We start from the raw sequence: 20195 nt of genomic DNA, 5'->3' as shown, positions 1-20195 counted from the left end.
TAAAGTAAATCACCTTTCTGTTACTTAATATTTCTTACTTTCTGCCTCATTATCCTTACAAATCACTATCTTTGCGCCCACGTAATCTGTTTTTAACGAAAAATCGACGATAGTGCTAATGAAACAGTACAGAACTATAAACAACCTTGTAGGTTGGATTACCTTCATTATTGCGGCAACGGTCTACTGCCTGACGATAGAACCTACTGCCAGTTTTTGGGATTGTCCCGAGTTTATAACTACCGGTTATAAACTGGAAGTAGGACACCCGCCCGGCGCACCCTTCTTTATGTTGGTAGCGAATCTCTTTTCTCAATTCGCCTCCGATGTAACTACCGTAGCGAAGATGGTAAACTACATGAGTGCCCTCATGAGCGGCGCCTGTATCCTGTTCCTTTTCTGGAGCATCACCCACCTGGTTCGCAAACTGGTGATCACCGACGAAAACAATATCACGACAGGCCAGCTTATCACAGTGATGGGTAGCGGACTGGTCGGCGCATTGGTCTATACATTCAGCGATACCTTCTGGTTCTCTGCCGTAGAAGGCGAAGTATATGCTTTCTCCTCCCTGTTCACAGCCGTTGTATTCTGGCTGATTCTGAAATGGGAAGACGTAGCCAATCAGCCCCACAGCGACCGTTGGCTGATTCTGATCGCATATCTGACCGGATTGAGTATCGGTGTCCACCTGCTAAACCTCCTCTGCCTGCCGGCAATCGTACTGGTTTACTACTACAAGAAAACGCCGAACGCCACCGCTAAAGGCTCCTTGCTCGCCCTCCTCGGATCGGGTGTACTCGTTGCTGCCGTGCTTTATGGCATCGTGCCGGGTATCGTAAAAGTGGGCGGCTGGTTCGAACTGCTATTCGTCAACGGACTGGGTATGTCGTTCAACTCAGGCGTAGTGGTATATATCATTCTGCTTGCCGCAATCCTTATCTGGAGTGTGTACGAAAGCTACACCGAAAAGAGCAGACTCCGTATGGCGATCTCCTTCATCCTGACCATTGCCCTGCTGGGTATTCCGTTCTACGGTCATGGAGTGAGCAGTATTCTGATCGGTATTGTAGTTATCGCCTTATTAGGCATTTACCTTGCACCGCAGGTACAGGAAAAGATCAAAGAGAAATGGCGCATTTCTGCCCGTACCATGAATACAGCACTGCTGTGTACGATGATGATCGTGATCGGTTACTCTTCTTATGCACTGATCGTGATCCGTTCTACCGCCAATACTCCGATGGACCAGAACTCTCCAGAAGATATCTTCACGCTGGGCGAATATCTGGGCCGTGAACAATACGGAACCCGTCCCCTTTTCTACGGTCCCGCTTTCTCTTCGAAGGTAGCGCTTGACGTGAAAGACGGATACTGCGTTCCCCGCCAATCACAGACGGGAAGCAAATACGTCCGCAAAGAAAAGACTTCACCGGACGAAAAAGACTCATACATCGAACTTCCGGGACGTATCGAATACGAATACGCTCAGAATATGCTTTTCCCACGTATGTACAGCTCGGCACACTCTTCCCTCTACAAGCAGTGGGTAGACATCAAAGGGCATGACGTACCCTACGACCAATGCGGTGAAATGGTAATGGTCAACGTACCAAACCAATGGGAAAACATCAAATTCTTCTTCTCCTACCAGCTCAACTTCATGTACTGGCGCTACTTCATGTGGAACTTTGCCGGACGACAAAACGATATCCAGAGCAGCGGAGAAATAGAACACGGCAACTGGATCACCGGAATCCCGTTTATCGACAACCTGCTGGTGGGCAATCAGGAACTGCTTCCGCAGGATCTCAAAAACAACAAAGGACACAACGTATTCTACTGCCTGCCTCTGCTGCTCGGCTTGATCGGACTCTTCTGGCAAGCCTACCACAGCCAACGGGGTATCCAGCAGTTCTGGGTCGTATTCTTCCTGTTCTTTATGACAGGCATCGCCATCGTGCTCTACCTCAACCAGACACCTGCACAGCCGCGCGAACGTGACTACGCATATGCTGGCTCGTTCTATGCCTTCGCCATCTGGGTCGGTATGGGAGTCGCGGGTATCATCCGTCTGCTGCAGGATTACTGCAAGATGAAAGAGGTTCCGGCTGCCGCACTCGCATCAGTACTCTGCCTGCTTGTTCCCATTCAAATGGCAGGACAAACGTGGGACGATCACGACCGCAGCGGTCGCTTCGTAGCCCGTGACTTCGGTCAGAACTACCTGATGACATTGCAGGAAGAAGGGAATCCGATCATCTTCACCAACGGTGACAACGATACTTTCCCGTTGTGGTACAATCAGGAAACAGAAGGTTTCCGTACCGACGCACGTACCTGTAACCTCAGTTACTTGCAGACCGACTGGTACATCGACCAGATGAAACGTCCGGCCTACGACTCTCCTTCGCTCCCGATCACTTGGGATCGTGTGGAATACGTGGAGGGACAGAACGAATACATCCCCATCCGTCCGGAAGTAAAAAAGAACATCGACCAAATGTATGCGCAAGCAGACAGCGCGCTCGAAAACGGAAATCCGGAAGTAATGAACGAACTGAAAGAACAGTTCGGAGAAAACCCGTACGAACTGAAGAATATCCTCAAATACTGGGTACGCTCGGATAAGGAAGGATTGCGTGTCATCCCTACTGACAGCATCGTAATGAAGATCGACAAGGAAGCTGTCCGCCGTTCCGGCATGAAAATACCGGAAGCATTGGGCGACTCCATCCCCGAATACATGACTATCTTGCTGAGAGACGCCAACGGCAGCCCGAAACGCGCCCTCTACAAGAGCGAACTGATGATGCTCGAAATGCTTGCCAATGCCAACTGGGAACGTCCTATCTACATGGCCATCACCGTAGGCAGCGAAAACCATCTCGGCATGGACAACCACTTCATGCAGGAAGGACTGGCATACCGCTTCACTCCGTTCGATACGGATAAGCTGAACAGCAAGATCAACAGCGAAAAGATGTACGACAACCTGATGAACAAGTTCAAGTTTGGCGGCATCGAGAAACCGGGCATCTATATCGACGAAAACGTGATGCGTATGTGCTACACACACCGCCGCATCTTCACACAACTTGTAGGACAACTCATCAAGGAAGGCAAGAAGGACAAGGCACTCGCCGCCCTCGACTACGCCGAGAAGATGATTCCGTCATACAACGTACCATACGACTGGGCAAACGGCGCTTTCCAAATGGCGGAAGCCTACTACCAGCTAGGACAAAACGAGAAAGCGAACAAAATCATCGACGAGCTTGCCAACAAGTCTCTCGAATACATGGTCTGGTATCTCAGCCTGACTGATTATCAGCTTTCCATCGCCAGCGAAAACTTCATGTACAACGCAGGATTGCTCGACGCGGAAGTACGCCTGATGGAGAAATACAAATCAGAAGATCTGGCAAAACATTACTCGGAACAACTCGACCAGCTATACAGCGAGTACGTTGCGAGAATGAAAGGGAAATAACTAACGTTGAGGATAAGCATGTATCAGAAGTCTATGCCCATCTCTTAATCGCGAATGACGCGGATAACACGGATTCTACATCAGAAAAAGTCCGCGTTATCCGCGTCATCCGTGTTTAAAAAGTTCTCAACATATTTATAATTAACTATCTATCAACAGCATGTTTATAGAACAACCACCTTGGTTCTTCCGAGCGCTGTATCCACAAGCCATCTTCCGGATGGACCCGAACGAACGGGCAGTCTACCTGACTTTTGACGACGGCCCTATACCGGAAGTTACCCCTTGGGTACTGGAGCTACTGAAGAAACACGATATTAAAGCTACTTTCTTTATGGTAGGTGACAATATCCGCAAACACCCGGACGAATACCGGATGGTGGTAGAACACGGACACCGCATCGGCAACCATACCTTCAACCACATCCGCGGCTTTGAATACTCGAATCCGGATTATCTGGCAAACACCAGAAAAGTAGACGAAATGATCCACTCAGACCTGTTCCGTCCACCACACGGGCACATGGGATTCCGGCAATATTACACCCTTCGCCACCATTACCGTATCATCATGTGGGATCTCGTAACCCGTGATTACAGTAAGCGAATGCGCCCGGAACAGGTACTGAACAACGTAAAACGTTACGTACGCAACGGCTCTATCATCACTTTCCACGACTCCTTGAAATCATGGAACAACGGGAACCTGCAATATGCCCTCCCCCGTGCCATCGAGTTTCTGAAAGCGGAAGGGTATACGTTCAAAGTATTTTAATTACCGATAAGGTTTTCGTTCATATCCATTATGAAAAAGCTCCTCTCCTCAGACCGAATTAAAGCCGAAGCACTACGTCTCGGCTTTTCCGCCTGTGGACTGGCGCCTGCCGAAGCTGTGGATGAAACTGTGGCTACCGCCTTCCGCCAATGGCTGGCGGACGGCTGCCAGGCAGAGATGGCGTATATGCAGAATTATGAGGATAAACGGCTCGATCCGCGCTTGTTGGTGGAAGGGGCACGTACGGTTATCAGCGTTGCGCTTAATTATTATCCGGCAACGAAGATTCCCGAAGGCGAGTATCAGATAGCATGGTACGCATATGGAAAAGATTATCACGATGTCATGAAGGTTAAACTGAAGGAACTTTTCGAGTTTATACAGAAAGAAGTTTCATCCTCCGAAGCTGAGATTACCACACCACCGGTTCAAGGTCGTATATTCTGCGATACAGCTCCTATACTGGAACGTTATTGGGCATGGCGCTCCGGCTTAGGCTGGATAGGAAAGAATACCCAGCTCATCATCCCCCGCTCCGGTTCCTTCTTCTTTTTGGGAGAAATTATCATTGATCTGGAAGCTGACAGCTATGACTCTCCACAGCGCAACCAATGCGGCTCGTGTACACGTTGTCTGGATGCTTGCCCGACAAAAGCATTAGAAGGACCTTTCAGACTCAATTCCGAAAGATGTCTTTCGTATCTTACCATCGAATACCGCGGGGATTTAAAGCCCGAAACGGGCAAAAAAATGGGGAATAAGATATATGGCTGTGACGAGTGTCTGAAAGCTTGTCCCTGGAATCGCTTCGCCCGTCCTTGCAGGACGGCGGAATTTCAACCGTCCCCTTCTTTGTTGAGTATGAGAAAGGACGACTGGCATTCGCTGAGCGAAGAGCAATATAAAAACGTTTTCAAGGGTAGTGCGGTGAAAAGAGCCAAGTATAATGGACTGATGCGTAATATTCAGGCGATTCATTCAAAATCCACACGCAACAATAGCACAAATTAATTTGATCTCTTAGATGCCAGTATTATTTCAAAACCTCATCAAGAGATTATTAATATAATATACTTTATCAAGAATAATACTTTAGTAAAGTTAACAGCTGATATTTTTATTGTTACCTCTAAATATACGTCCAAATTACATGTCATAAAACATACGAAACAAATATACATTCCCGATAATTATGATTATATTTAAGGTAATAATCTTTTCTTAAATTTAAATCATAACATCATGAAAACAAAAACATTTTTATTAACTCTATGCTCTGTATTTATAATATGGAGTTGTGAACAGGATTCATCTTTGTCCTCATTAGGAGGAAACTCAAAATTAGAAAATGAAATAGCCGATAAAGCACTAGTTGCAAATTCAGGCAGTACTTCTAACTCTAGAGACATTCTATATCACATTCATTTCGATAATGCTACAGGACGATTTATTCTGATTTACCTCCCTAGTGATGCCTATGCACTTCTATTTGGAGGTACTTCAGGTGGTGAGCTTGGTGGAAGCGGGAACAGTAATAAAGGAACAGGTACCATCGCCTTTCCCTTACCTGCAGAATCTACTCCGCCAACAGAGCAAACTCTGAATTATATATTAGACATTTATGTTACTGGTGAAAACAAAATATTATATCCTCCCCTTCTCCTACCATATTACCACAATGCTACTGGAATGCCTATCAGATTCGAAACAGGTGAAGAGGAGCAAACGGAACAGTACTTTGACAGAAATCAGTATTCAGATATTTTTTATAATGCGAAAAGGTCTGATTTTGTAATTATGAAAAGCGAACTGGAGAGGGCTGATAAAATAAAGTATTCAAATGACAAATTGGTAATTTCCAATCCTGCAGAAGGCCAAGAAGAAACAACAGAAAGCACCGTTTTCTACATCATCAAAGATGACAAAATGTATTTCCATATAGATCCTTCTTCAGCTATCTTCACAAAAGGTGTATTAGAAGTTGATAAGGGTACTTTTCATATTGTAACTTATAAAACAGAGTGGACAAAACCTGTCTGTAGTGGAGGTTTTTATATTATTCCAATAGTAACATATAGAATTAACGTTACTCTCAAACTAGTCAAAGGCGATCCTTTTGTTAATTCTGGGACAGATGATAGCATAGCCTTACCGGTTTCCAAACTCTACAATATTCTTGTATCAGGACAAAGCATTCAAATAATGCCATTAGAAAACAATAATTACTTTCAAATCGATGACGAGGATTCCAGAACTTTTTTGAATTCCGCATATTACATAAACCAAGATGGAACCATTTCCATACTAAATTCAAATGGCATACAAATTGCCAAATATCCAAGTTATTATACATTAATAAAAATAGAAGAGGAAAATAAAGTCTTAGATATAGGAGGTATACCACTATAGAAAATATTGCTACAATAAACGTTTTAAGCCATGCATGCAAGACCATACTTATACGTATAATTATAAGTTTAACTATATAATATAAAAACAGAGACAGGAGTAAATCACTTTGCCCCTGTCTCTTTAAGAGTCGAATTTATGGAAAGTCTCACTCCGTATAAGTCGTATTTCTTGTTTCAGAATTATAATACATACTTATATCGGAACGTCGTTAAGGTGTCATTTACACAAAACCAAGTTGTCATAAACTGCATAATAAGCAGCAGCCGTTAAACCAGAAGGAGTAGCAGAAGTAAAAGCAACCACTCCCATACCTATAGTCACTTTACCAGACCAACTACCATCATCTCCAAACGGAAGAGATAATGCAATCTTCTGCCACATCAAAAGAACTGGAGTAAGTATAACTAGTATCCCAGGAAAAATAGCCATCCTCAGAGGAGAAAATACCAAAGAGATAATAAACAGCATATTGTCCCATTGCAGTTCCATTCGCTATTTTATAAGTTCCGTTAGCGTATGTACATTGGAATACAGGATTTGGTGCATTAGCATAAGGCGCTTTAAACTTAAGCTCAAATTTATTATTGCCAAGGTCTGCAATTTCTACTTGCTCGGTAGTAGAAACTCCTTTAGAGTTCAGAAAATCAGCCGTCCATGTTCCTGCAAATTCATATTGAGCAATTGTCAGGGTAACCTTTCTTTCGCCGCTTGTTATGATAACATTGGCCGCACGGGGCACTTCCGTTTCATTAGCCGTAAGATTGAAAGTCACCTTTCCTGCTTCGTCTATACAGCTTAGCCAGGAAGTAGCATAGGACGGAATGTTAATGGCATAAGACGATGAACTATCTATAGTAATATATGATGAATTCACACCATTGTCATTAACGATTTTCAAGGTTGATGTATCAATAGTACAGGCAAGTCCTTCCTGATAAACAGCTACCAAAGAAGTCAAGACACCGTCACTCACAGTTATTGTACCCGCACGGCTCTCTATTGAAGTATTTTCTGCAACTTTGGCAGCGATTACACCACCAGACACACTGACTGTGCACCAATCGACAGATGATGTTGCCTGTAACCCATTATTGCTTTTTATCTCAATGATTCCTGTGCCACCACTTGATGTGAAATATAAATCGGCTTTCGTTACATTCAATGTTTCGGGTGCAGTATACGTATAGTCGTCATCGCCACACGAAGTTAAGCAAAGAAGGCCCATTAACAGGAGGAATAAACTATATAATTTCTTCATAATTTACTTACTTTTTCATGTTTCCACTAATCTTGTTTTACCAATACTGGTCCAATTATTCTTTCGATTGATCCAACAGCATTTCCATTTACAGGCGGCAGCCCACTGAAAGCATATACAATGAATGAATCAGATTCCCCCCATACACCATTATCGACGAAAGAAATAGTCAATGGATCGTCTGTACTATTTACGCCCATCATGCCGAATCCTTCCATCCAGTTCAAATTTCCACTAGAAGTATTCCATGCACACAACTGTGCATAGTAACCATACGCCATACCTACAGATTGAGCTTTGATGGAAAGCGTACCTATTGAACGCGCATATTCCGCCTGAACTCTGGAAAGACTATAAAAGCCGGTAAGTGTATAAGTATTTCTATCAGCATTTGCAGTCACCGTAACCGTCTTAGTTCCCATTTTATAGATACCAACCAGTTGATCGTAGAAACGATAGCCTCCAGGATAAAAAGCTTCGAGTTTGGCGTCTACACCTGCATCCGCACAAACAAATGAAACGCTTGCAACATCAGACTTAAAAGCAGACATCGCTACTCCGTTTATAATTATCGGTTCATACAATTTAATACCTTCATCAGTATATAAAAAAGGAATTTCCACCTTAGGGTCACGCTCGTCTGCACCATTATAAGTAAGAGTAAACACATTATAATCTTGCACAACCGACCCGACTTCTTTTCCGTTCACCATTAATTTGAACGTTCCCAGAAAAATAGCGTCCTGATTTGCAAGAACACCTTCCAAATAACTAGTCCATGTCCGCTCTTTTGGCATCGGGGTAAGCGTAATCATATTCCGCGTTTTTGTTCCGCTCATCACCACTTTATCCGGAGCAGCACTCATGATAGTAAACTCAAAATCACCTCCCAAGCCACCAACAGGTTCACTGAGCAGATGCATTATAACTATCGAATGTAAGCGCAGGGCCTGCACTCTGTTTCAACGTATAGAGACTCGTTACAGACTTATCAGCATCAGTAAGTTCATCGGCTATGGTCGCACTTCCGTTTTCATCGAATGAAACCAGCAGGTTGTATCCTCCAAAAGCCTGATTATTGCCCGGATAGTATTGCATAAGCCAGCCGTTCTCCGGTGCAACAAGTATCTCCTTATAACTTTTCAACGCTTCACTCATACGATTAGCTGAAGAGTCATTGAAAAAGTTCTCTTCTTCATGCAGCGAGCAGGCACCCAATAGTAAAAGTGTCAGCAAACCAATCATAGTATATATCTTCTGTTTTCTCATAATGTTTCTTATTAATTACGTTGCTTAATCCAGTGCAGTCAATTCCAAATCCGGCACTTCTTCCATACGTCGTTGAACAATCTGCTCCAGTTTCTCAATATCAATCTCCCACTTCGTTTTCAAATAGTTTTTGATCAAAGCATATTTCCGAAGCATCTTCTCCGCACCGTCTTCACCGACAAGAGTCAGCATTCTTTCCCAATATTCTTTACCATAAACGACATAGAAAGATAGTATCTCAACAAAGTCCTCACCCGGTTCCGAAGAAGCATAGGCGCTGATGAAACCCATTTCGAGCGCTTCCGTATCACGACCATTCTCATAATCGCCTACATTCACCCTGCTAGGACCCTGATAATCGGTAGAAATCGTATTGAGATCCGTCGAATAATTCTTGGTTTGCTGGAGGATATGACCAAACTCATGATACATGGTCTTAATATAATAGAATCTGATAACAGACATATCAGGTTTCTTAAGATCAAGCAAATTCACCTTGTTAAGGAAAATCTTCATACCACCTTCGGCAGTACCCAACACCTCAGAACTGTCTTCCTTGTACTCTGCCGAACCGATCAGCTGAATCATACGAGGAGAATATTGACGCAAAAAATCCCGTCCCATCAGTTCATTATATGCATCTACCCACAGGTCAAACTCATTCTGCGTAGTCTTATCCACGCCATCGGGGAAAATACTTTTGTGATCGAGATCTGTATCGTTGTTGCAGGAAACGAACGAAACGAGAGCTGCGACAGCTATTACTAAATAATATATCTTATTCATATTCATGCTCTTTTTTAATTTCGTTAATAGTTCGTATTACTTACGCGGATTTCCCGGAACACCGGCAGAAATTACATCCTGCGGAAGTTGCCATGCACGACGCAGGTCATCTTTAGTCAGAACATCCGGCGTTTCACCATCGCGGTTGTGCGAAATCTCAATACCATAGCGCTTGATGTCAAGCCAACGCAATCCTTCGTGCACAGTCTCAACACGACGTAAATGCAGCACACATTGTATCAGATTCTCCTGATCGCCATCTTCAACACTGATACCTACAGGATTCAGTTACTTCTTAATTGTACGCTGGCCCATATTCTCAGGAACAGTAGGCATATAAGCTATTTTGGAATAGAAGTCAACCAGATCAGTACGACTTTTCGCCTGATACGTCACGGTGTGGTTTTTCAGCCAGTAATTGATATCTCGCACTCCGGCATCCAGATTTCCATTTAAGATATAAGCCTTAGCACGGCAAAGCGATATTTCGTCTGTGGTAAACATTGGAACTACCAAGTGAAGAGACCCGATACCGGCTGCCTTATCACCGTATTCGAAATAAGCATTCATCTTCGGCACAAACGACTTCTGAGACAATCCGAACAGTTTTCCTACCGTACACAAATTAGAATAGGTACCCCATGACCCGGCAGCCTGTGGCCCTTCTCTAGCAAAAAGCGTATTCGCATTACCATAGCGTCTGTTACGTCCTGAATAAGGTCCGTGTGCATAACCCCATACTGACAGAATCGGACTAAGCAGTAAGTTGGCAGGATCACCTTCTCCAAGCACTACATTGGCACAGTTTATGGCTTTCGTGTAATTGGACTTATCAGCATGTGTATAGAACAGATAAAAACGGGTTGCGAAAGCATAAGCGGCTTTCCGGTTGAAATGATATTTAGGTACAGTATAAATATCTTCATTGATAAGCGGCAGCGCTTCTACAAGGTCTTTTTCAATATTTGCATAAAGTTCGGCCATCGTACCACGATCTGGTAATTCCATAGGTTTCGTTTCCGATACAAATACATATGGAACTCCTACATCTGTTTTTGCAGTCTGCGGATTATAAGGCATACAGAAGGTATTAGCCAATACAAAATGGCAAAAAGCACGGCAAACCAGCGCTTCGCCCCTTTGCGCATCCAGGCTGGCAGGACTTCCCAACTCTTCAATGGCCTGCAAGGCAATGTTCGCAGAAGCAATAGCGCTATAACATCCCTCCCAGATACCCTTAGGATCGTCATCATCTATTTCATTCACATCTTCCCAACGATACATCTGGGTAATTGACTTCCAGTAAGGATCATAGTTGGAGCCATTGTCCATCGTATTGTCCGAAGCAAGCTCATAAGACATGATGGGATAGGTCTGCGGATAAGCTGACACCAGTATCGCAGTAATCTTTTTCTCATTATTCACCTCTGTACGACTATCCGGCATTTTATCCAGAAAATCGTTGCAGGAAGAAAGTGCGATTGTCACTCCTATAACGGCGGTATATAATAGATTTATTTTCTTCATAATTTTCTAATTGCTTTAAAGTCCGACACGTAATGTTAAAGTAAACTGCTTAGACACAGGGGCTGCCACACCACCGGCGTTAAAGAATTCAGGGTCCTGAGCGTTCAGTTTTTTATCCGCATAAATCAGGAAAAGATTGGTAGCCTGCAATTTCAACGAAAGGTTATTCAACTTCCATGGCTCTATCCACTTTTTCGGAAAATCATATCCGAATGATATCTCTTTCATACGGATAAAGTCACCCTTCGCAACACGTGCTGTTGAATAATTGTAGGCATTGTAAGCATAGTTAAGCTGAGAATCCTGTTGGTTCAACCGCTTATCTGCAATCACCGGAATACTGGTATGTTGCTCGTCACCCGGCAATGTCCAACGATTCTTAAATTCACGAGGCATAGATGTCAAGTCCGTATATGTGTTCTTAAATACCGGATCGAGACGAACCACATTACCAAATGAATAAGTGATGGACAAATTCAGATTAAAACCTTTATAACGGAAGGTGTTATCGAAGCTACCCGTAATAGTAGGATCTGTAGGTTCTTCGTAAACCAGGTGAGCTTTCTTCATCGTTTTCTGGAAGTTGAGGCCACTGACGGTCAACTCACCGTTTTCGTTGATGAAAGTGGGTAAACCGTACTCGTTCAATCCCTGAAAATCAATGGAGAACAAAGAACGAACCGGATAGCCTGCCATCGTAAATCCAGTACCTGTAATCATTTCAATCACCCGGGCATTGGACTGAAGGTCGGTCACTTCATTCTTCGCATGCGAGAAGATGAAGTCGGTGTTCCAACTGAAATCTTTCGTTCTGATGTTCTTAGTAGACAACGTCAATTCCACACCATGACTCTTCATGCTTGCTACATTAGCAAACTTGGTTATCTTGACACCTGTACCGGCAGAATTAACCAATCCGATCAAATCATAGTTGTCACGTTTGTACCAGTCGATTGCGAAGTTAATACGGTTGTCTATAAATCCGATTTCAGCTCCGATATTCAACTCATGCTTCTTCTCGTAAGTCAGAGCACTATTTTCTACATCTTTAAGAAGAAGTCCGCTCTCCTTCACATTCGTGAAAGGACGCCACGGGTTATAACTCTGAATGATAACAAGTGAGTTTGACACGTCAGCCGGACCACGATCGGCTGTCAGCAAATAAGAAGCCTTCAATGTAAAGTTAGAAAGCGTAGGCTCCAAAGTCTGCCAGAATTTTTCTTCATGGGCATTCCACGCACCGGAGATATTCCATGTCGGCAACCAACGGGCGCTGGTCGATCTACCCAGTTTATTGGTTCCCTCATAACGCACCGTACGGCTTAGCATATATCGTCTCTGGTAGGAGTAAGTAGCTGTACCAAAGAAAGCAACCGAACGTGTAGAGGTAGACTTCACTGTATAATATTGGGCATTCTCTTCACTTCCCTGTTTAAAGAAAAGATAGTCATAAGCCGTCAGCATACCCATATCGTACTGCATACCGGCTCCATTATACCACGTTTCCGAGCGGTCAACAGAGTTTGCTTCCATACCTCCGAAGAAGTTGAAAATATGATCTTCATTGTATACATCATTGTAACTACCCGTGGCACGGAAGTCCCAGCTATTCATAGAGTATTTGGTTTCTTTAAAGAACCCTCCTACGGGAAGTACGCTTACCGGTAACGAGTTTGCTTTATCCGGGTCTGTATAAAGCCACGGATTAGCGTCACGCATCGTCGCATCATCCATTGCACGGTACGCCCATGCCTGATTGGAGTAATCCTTGATATAGTGCGACTGAGTAGTTGTAGAATACTTATAAGCTCCCAAAACAGCTAATTCCACCTTTGAAATCGGTCGGTATTTCAGTTCTGCCTGAAACTTACTGTCAAGCACATTCAAGTCCATATAATTGTTCACCAACTCATTCGTGATATTAAACGGAGCGTAGTTTCTGACATAATATTCAAGCGTACGGGAAGTATTCAATGCATATGAATAAGGATTGATATCAAAATCACGTTTCACCTCACCGCTAACCACATCAATGCCCGATCCTAATGTTCCAGGCGCTTTCTGTTTACGATAAGCCGCATTCCCAATCAGATTCAATTCAAACTTTTTACTCAAATGATAGAATGCGTTCACATTTGCCGTATAACGCTGCACAGAACTTTGCCTGGTCCACCCCGGATCATTCATAAAGCTAAGTGAAGCATAATACGATGCCTTTTCTGTACCTGTAGACAGGCTGACTGCATGATTCTGCATTACATTCGTATTGAACAGTTCGTCAAACCAGTCCGTATTACGGTATTCGGCTTCACGTAGGTAAGCATTGCGTGCTTCTTCCGTATTGAGCAATCCATAGCCACCTGTAACTGGGTTATAATCATTAATTAAGTGATACATTTTCCCATATACACCACTGTTGGCTGCCCGGAAAGTACCAGCAAGAGTCAGATAGCCATTGGCCTCCATCTCTTTATAAACACCCATTTGTTCCTGAGAATTCATAATGTTGAAGTCATTGTATTTAGGCTCCATACGCATCGTAAATTCACCGGTATAGTTAATACGACTTGTTCCCGCTTTACCTTTTTTAGTGGTTACTACAATCACACCAGCCATGGCACGCGTACCATAGATAGAGGTTGCCGAACCATCTTTCAGAATCTGACAGCTCTCAATATCATCAGAGTTCAATCCCGCAACAGCAGAGGATATCAAAGTTTCGGCATTACCGGAAGATAATGCATCAGCACTGATTTCCGTCACATCTTCCATGATGACCCCACCTACGACCCACAACGGCTTTGAGCTACCGTAAATGGAAGTAGCTCCACGAACGCGAATCTTCGGAGCAGTACCGAACGTACCGTGATACATTCTGCACAGACACACCGGCAGAGCGTCCTTCCAATGCACGGCTAATTTCTGGCATTCCGTCGATCTTAACATTAGCTGCCGCTAACTGATCCGCTGCTCCTGTAAAGAGACGTTTGTCCATCTTCTGCATACCTGTTACAACAACTTCCTGCAAAACTTCTGCATCCGGTTTCAATATCACTCGCAAAGGAGTAGATTTAATAGCAACCTCCTGAGTCCGCATACCAATATAACTGATTTGCAGAGTTCTGCAAGAACTTATTGGTAGAAACCCATTTTAATTTACATCATCATTATATCTTTCCTCACACTGCCACTTATACTTCAAGAAAACACAGACTTTACACTCTATTAATTTTCAAACATTTAGGAGATGCCAACAGCATTCTTCCAACAATAAGAACACCAAGTTTCTTCACTTTCCCATAAAAGTGAGCCCGCAATTTAAGTACTTTGGGAGCACAAACATTCCCAAATCATCGATCCAAAGGTATAAAAGCTACCGTAACATTCACCTGTTACTCGTTTATATCACATTGGCTGCTCTTTCCCCTGTCATCTATTAATAGAAAAGTTGTTTTCCTTCCGATACTAACTTCCTTTTCCCTAATAACAAAGTGGTTCTTACATAAAACCAATCTATAATTGCAAGCTTCATTTATAAAAATGAAAGCTTTGTTTTTATAATTGAAGCTTGCAATTATAAAAACGGAACTTGCGTTTATAGATTACATTAAATAAAAAACAAGTTTAGCATTAAAGAAAAACAAGTTATCCTCTAATGAAATGGAACTTATCAAGCGTTCTGTGACAGGAGAAAGACTATTCCCGTACACTCAAATTAAAATACTTATATTCTGCCCATTTGTCTCCAGCAGAGAAAATACCCATTCCCAACATTAAAATACAGTAAGATTCTGAGGTAAATCTGCTAAACTAACAAGAGTTGCCTCCCCGAAGAAAGCAACTCTTATTAATTAATGAATAGCTAAGCTCAATCAGCTATCCATGTATGTTTGATATCTTATATTATTGGACAACCTTTTGCATTAAAAGAACAGGGAAATCGATAGAATATCCCGTATAATTATTAGCCGTAGGTACTCTATTCTTAAACAATCCCAGAATTGGATAGACATCGGACCCATAAACCAGTCCTATTCGCCCATTAGACAATAATGTGGGAGCAATTAAAATAGATGCCTGCAAATATAGTCCATCATCCGATTTAGCTATAATAGAACCATACCCAGCCGATATCTGATAAGCTTGCTGCTGTGGAGTCGTTATAACGAATGCGCCATTTCGATAAGTGGCAGTCATCTTTAAGACTGCACCCAACAAATTCAACATCGGCAACTGTATCAAATAGGTCCCATCACCAGTTACACTACTAGTAATTAAAGTGTTATCTTCAAGCGGAAGAGCACCATCAAGGCCAAAAACATCCGAATAGACTTGAATAGCTCCTGCATATTGCCCCAACAGATCATCTATACCATATTGATAGAAATAATAGTCTACCGAAGTGCTACCGGATGAAATAGTAGCCTTACCCAAACGTGCACTCCCGGTATCATTTGCCGTACCGGTAAATACATAGCCACCCTCAGCATTTGTGTATGACAGCCAATCCTGAGCATCAGAATTAATGGACACAGATACCGGCAAAGTACTGGTGAAATTTATGGTTCTTGAAAAAGCTACATTCTCAGAATAACGATAGAAGGTATCTGAAGCATATTTAGCAATTACCCCAGATTGAGTAATGCTAACTCTCTTCATCTCTCCACCCAATTTCACAGTTATTGCAGCAGCTCTTGTAACAAGATCATTATTTAAAGCAACATTAAATGTGATCTTATCACTTGTCACACTTTTAATACTGCACCACTCCATATTAGATAAGACTTCCAAATTATCATTTCCATTTTCTAACGTTATAAAGCCCTCTCCCCCCGCTGCACTAAAATCAACAGTGGACTGCACAATATTCAATGAAGCAACTTCAACAGCGTCGTCGTCACTACAAGCTGATACCCCAATACAGAGTATAGCCAACAAAGTATACAATATCTTATTCATAATCACCGATTTACTGTTTTATCATTCCTACTACATAAGCAATTTGGAATATAGATGATCCAGAGGCTAAATCATAAGCAATGAAAGAGTCAGCCACATTTCCCCATACTCCATTATCTTTTAGTAAAATGCTACCATTTGACAAGTTTTGCCCTACCATACCTGTCCCTGACATATTAGTCAAAGGACCAGAACCTGATGCGCCAAGAGCCCAAGGGCATAAATACACACTACCTTCCAAAGGCTGTGACTCTATGCCTATAACTCCTTTATCTGCTTTGAAAACAATCCGGATGTCCATCGGAAAGCCTTCCATTATAAAACTATGATTAAATAATTCCTCCCGAAGAAGTACAGGAGCCGAATCATTTCCGTCACCATATACAAAGATATATTCTCCCAAGAGTTCCTCATACTTTTTGTAACCAGCCGGAAGCTCCTGCGCTACAATACGGATATTATTATTAGCATAAGCCATCGTTTCACTGTCCCAAACCAAAGATTGCACATCTTGTCCGCCGATCGTCACAGGTTCGGAGAATTTGATACCTTCCACTGTATATACAAAAGGAAGATCCTTCTCACTGCCATCTTTATTGACTAATACAAACTTATGATATCGTTGCGTCACAGCATACTCAACATTCTCTCCAACTTTGACATCATACAAAGCAGGATAAGCCTCTTTAGCTATTTGCTTCACAGTTCCCATATAGTGTGCCCATTCCTCATTCTCCGGCAATGGGGTCATTAGCATTTTATTACCTGTTTTCTTACCTTTAAGTACGACTTTCTCAGGCGTACATTCCAGAATCAAGAATTCATAATCGCCTTCCATCCCCTCGCCTTGTTCGCCTATACCCAAATAATTGGAAGGTTCAGAAAAGAAATGAAAGATTTCATTGTAAGTATCAAAAGTCAGCATTACACCGGCACTTTGCTTTACTTCATATTCACTTTTTACTCCTTCGCCATCCGCAAAGAAATCACACATCACATTCGCTTTCCCATCTTCACCGAAAGAAACCAAGAATGTATATCCACCATACATCTTTGTCGGAGAAGGATAATATTCCATTACCCATCCGTTCTTTGCTCCACGCAACACGGACAAATCTTGCTTAATAGCCTCATCTATTCGTTCAGCCGCTGATTTATCAAACAAATCGTCTTCCTCCGGGGAACATGCCGCAAAAGCCAGCAGAGCCAATAAAAACCAAATACTATATATTTTTCTCATAACTCTAATCATTTAAGTTTGTCAAATCCAGTCTCACCACCTCAGAAGAACGGCGTTGTACAATATCACGCAGACTTTCCAAATCAATATTCCAGGTTTCTGTCATATAAGATTTGGCTAGTTCCAGTTTCTGATCGATATAAGAAGCACCGTCACCTGCAATACTCAGTTGCTGTTGCCACCAGGCCTCATCATGAGTAACATAATTAGCTACGGTTTCTGCAAAATCTTCATGAACTTCAGTACTTGCATAATTTGTTATAAACCCTCTTTTCAAGGCTTTCTCATCCGTAATATTTACCCAACCTGCTCCTGTATATCTTCCTGTTGAGACTTCATAGAATTCTTTAGGAAACTCAACGGTCTGATGCAGAATGTGAGTAAATTCATGATGCATGGTCTTGAAGTACCAAAAGTTCAGAACTTCAATATCCGGGTTATGAGGATCAAGCGTATTTACATTATACAAAGTCACCTTCAATCCTCCTTCTGCCGTACCTAATGTAATCTGCCCCTCATCGTAAGCAGGAGAACCTACCAAATGAATCATTTTGGGACCAAGGGTACATATAAAAGTACGATCTCCCATTACTTCTGTATATGCATCAATCCATAAAAATTTAACCAATTTGGCCATGGCTACAGACTTATCATAATCCGCAGGAGTCAGGTTATAATCATGATCTGATTCTTTATCCTCCATACGGTATTTGAAGTCGATATTATAAGGATATACATAGTTGTTCAATAACCATATATCAAATTCATTTCTTTGTGGAGCCTCGGTGCTAAATACACTCTGATCATCCAAACTATCTTCACTACAGGAGCACACTCCACACGCGAAGAAGGCTGCTAACGCAATGTATTTTATATATTTCATACTTTCTATTTTTTACTAGTTTCTAGGATTAGCTTTCATTCCGGCATTAATCACATCCGGCGGCAACTGAATAGCGCGTCTTGGATCATCTTTAGTCAGAACAATGGGAACATTTCCAGCACGATTATGAGAGAATTCAATTCCATATCTCTTCAAATCATACCATCGAAGCCCTTCCTGCAGCCCCTCCAAACGACGCAATTGAAGTATTAACTGGATGAGATTCTCCTCTGTTCCAGCATTGACTGTAAAACCTTCAGGATTTAATTTCTTCTTCAAACTTCTGTCAGCAACAGTATTTACTAAAGCCGGTTCATATGGAAGAGCATCATAAAAACTGTTCAGAGCTTCAAGAGTTAAGTCAGCACCTTCATCCTCACTGATTACACTATGATACACAATCCAATTATTGATATCCTCCAAGGCTTTTTCGTAATTGTGCTGCGAACTCAATACATAGGCCTCTGCACGGCATAAAATAGTTTCATCTGTGGTAAAAGGAACAACAACTGTATGGGCATAACCAATATTATTCGCCTTATCTGTATATTCAAAGAATGTAGTAATTTTAGGGAACGGATTTTTTTGAAGAACTGATATGATAAAATTCGCCATCATCAATCCGCCTCTTACACTCCAAGGACCATAAGTATCTATTGTCTGATGTTTATAGATTTCTTGCCCATGACCATAACGCTTATATATATCCCAAGGACCAGTCACATATCCTGATTCCGAGAAGGCCGTAGAGATTAATAAGTTTGCAACTTTCTTTTCTGACGTATATTGTGAAACGACATCAGAGACTAAAGACAATTCTCCAAAATCTTCTTCCCAATGACGCAAGGAAGTTCCGGGATTATTTCCAATGACCCGGTCTGCACATTCTATTACCTGATCCCATTTCTGATAGTAAAGATAAAAACGCGCAGCGAATGCATTTGCCGCCTTTTTATTAAAATGGTACTTAAGCACACTATATGAAGCGTCACTAATTAATGGCAACCCTTCTTCAATATCGGCTGCTATCTGTTCGTAAGTTTGAGCTAATGTACCTCTCTCATAATTAACAAAAACTTCTTTCTCTGTCGTTTTGCAATAAGGAATTCCCAAATGCTGATCTGCAGTCTGGGGATTATAAGGCATACAGAAGATATTGGCTAGCAGAAAATGCGAATAAGCCCTGCATATTAATGCCTCACCACGCTGGGCCTTGACATTATCAGGATTACCCAGAGCATCCATACCTTCCAATGCCTGATTGGCAGAAGCAATAGCATTATAACATGCTTCCCACAGCCCATAAGGAGAATCATCGTCATTGCCTGTGGGATCTTCCCACAAATAGAGCTGCTCCTGCAATAACATATCATCAAACTGCGCTCCATTATCCATAACATTATCCGAAGACATTTCACCCATCAGCATAGGTAACTTTGTCGGATAAGCGGAAACCAACAGAGGAGCAAACTTATCAGCACCATCAATATCAATACGATTATCAGGCACCGTATCCAAAAAATCGCTACAGGACGCAAGCGCGAAAAGCGAAGTTATAAAGGTTAGTGTTATTATATTCTTTTTCATAATGCA

Annotated in this window: 13 protein-coding genes and 2 pseudogenes; 4 read left to right on the top strand and 11 right to left on the bottom strand. The window is 42.3% G+C overall.

From position 1 onward, the window contains the following. The first annotated feature begins 118 nt into the window (after window positions 1-118). The 4 genes from K6V30_RS04880 (at window position 119) to K6V30_RS04865 (ending at window position 6677) form a co-directional block, all read left to right on the top strand. Window positions 119-3493 carry a protein O-mannosyl-transferase family gene (locus K6V30_RS04880; protein WP_055269489.1) on the top strand — a complete coding sequence of 1125 codons (3375 nt, stop codon included), beginning with the start codon at window positions 119-121 and terminating at the stop codon, window positions 3491-3493. 160 nt (window positions 3494-3653) lie between these two features. After that, window positions 3654-4268 (top strand): polysaccharide deacetylase family protein, encoded by a 615-nt coding sequence (locus tag K6V30_RS04875; protein ID WP_010535692.1) that lies wholly within the window; start codon window positions 3654-3656, stop codon window positions 4266-4268. A 30-nt stretch (window positions 4269-4298) separates the two neighbouring features. Next, on the top strand, window positions 4299-5279 hold the full coding sequence (gene queG / locus K6V30_RS04870) for a tRNA epoxyqueuosine(34) reductase QueG (RefSeq protein ID WP_055269488.1): 981 nt from the start codon (window positions 4299-4301) through the stop codon (window positions 5277-5279). Window positions 5280-5510: 231 nt separating this feature from the next. Continuing rightward, complete coding sequence (locus K6V30_RS04865; RefSeq protein WP_055269487.1) at window positions 5511-6677, top strand: hypothetical protein; 1167 nt, start codon at window positions 5511-5513, stop codon at window positions 6675-6677. A 343-nt stretch (window positions 6678-7020) separates the two neighbouring features. Here K6V30_RS04865 and K6V30_RS04860 read toward each other — a convergent pair whose 3' ends face one another. The 11 genes and pseudogenes from K6V30_RS04860 to K6V30_RS04815 all read right to left on the bottom strand — a co-directional run bounded on the left by K6V30_RS04860 (window position 7021) and on the right by K6V30_RS04815 (window position 20189). Continuing rightward, window positions 7021-7938 carry a BACON domain-containing protein gene (locus K6V30_RS04860; protein WP_081030822.1) on the bottom strand — a complete coding sequence of 306 codons (918 nt, stop codon included), beginning with the start codon at window positions 7936-7938 and terminating at the stop codon, window positions 7021-7023. 26 nt (window positions 7939-7964) lie between these two features. Beyond that, on the bottom strand, window positions 7965-8489 hold the full coding sequence (locus tag K6V30_RS25465) for a hypothetical protein (RefSeq protein WP_473087761.1): 525 nt from the start codon (window positions 8487-8489) through the stop codon (window positions 7965-7967). 42 nt (window positions 8490-8531) lie between these two features. Continuing rightward, window positions 8532-9096: pseudogene (locus K6V30_RS25460) on the bottom strand (DUF4302 domain-containing protein); the annotation flags it as partial. Window positions 9097-9231: 135 nt separating this feature from the next. After that, window positions 9232-9993: a substrate import-associated zinc metallohydrolase lipoprotein gene (locus K6V30_RS04850; RefSeq protein WP_162533372.1), complete on the bottom strand. Its 762-nt coding sequence runs from the start codon at window positions 9991-9993 to the stop codon at window positions 9232-9234. 36 nt (window positions 9994-10029) lie between these two features. Beyond that, a complete protein-coding gene (locus tag K6V30_RS04845; protein WP_055269482.1) occupies window positions 10030-10224 on the bottom strand; it encodes a hypothetical protein in 195 nt (64 codons plus the stop codon). 57 nt (window positions 10225-10281) lie between these two features. Beyond that, on the bottom strand, window positions 10282-11520 hold the full coding sequence (locus K6V30_RS04840; RefSeq protein WP_055269481.1) for a RagB/SusD family nutrient uptake outer membrane protein: 1239 nt from the start codon (window positions 11518-11520) through the stop codon (window positions 10282-10284). A 15-nt stretch (window positions 11521-11535) separates the two neighbouring features. Beyond that, window positions 11536-14617: pseudogene (locus K6V30_RS04835) on the bottom strand (SusC/RagA family TonB-linked outer membrane protein). An 806-nt stretch (window positions 14618-15423) separates the two neighbouring features. Then, entirely contained in the window at window positions 15424-16479 is a 1056-nt protein-coding gene (locus tag K6V30_RS04830; RefSeq protein WP_055269480.1) for a BACON domain-containing protein, read from the bottom strand. Window positions 16480-16489: 10 nt separating this feature from the next. Beyond that, window positions 16490-17719: a DUF4302 domain-containing protein gene (locus K6V30_RS04825; protein ID WP_055269479.1), complete on the bottom strand. Its 1230-nt coding sequence runs from the start codon at window positions 17717-17719 to the stop codon at window positions 16490-16492. A 4-nt stretch (window positions 17720-17723) separates the two neighbouring features. Next, window positions 17724-18602, bottom strand: a complete 879-nt coding sequence (locus tag K6V30_RS04820; protein ID WP_055269478.1) for a zinc-binding metallopeptidase — start codon at window positions 18600-18602, stop codon at window positions 17724-17726. 15 nt (window positions 18603-18617) lie between these two features. Continuing rightward, window positions 18618-20189 carry a RagB/SusD family nutrient uptake outer membrane protein gene (locus K6V30_RS04815; RefSeq protein ID WP_055269477.1) on the bottom strand — a complete coding sequence of 524 codons (1572 nt, stop codon included), beginning with the start codon at window positions 20187-20189 and terminating at the stop codon, window positions 18618-18620. Between the last annotated feature and the right edge of the window lie 6 nt (window positions 20190-20195).

The organism is Bacteroides faecis, assembly GCF_020091505.1.
Lineage (GTDB): Bacteria > Bacteroidota > Bacteroidia > Bacteroidales > Bacteroidaceae > Bacteroides > Bacteroides faecis.
This window is presented reverse-complemented; position numbering and strand designations above follow the sequence as displayed.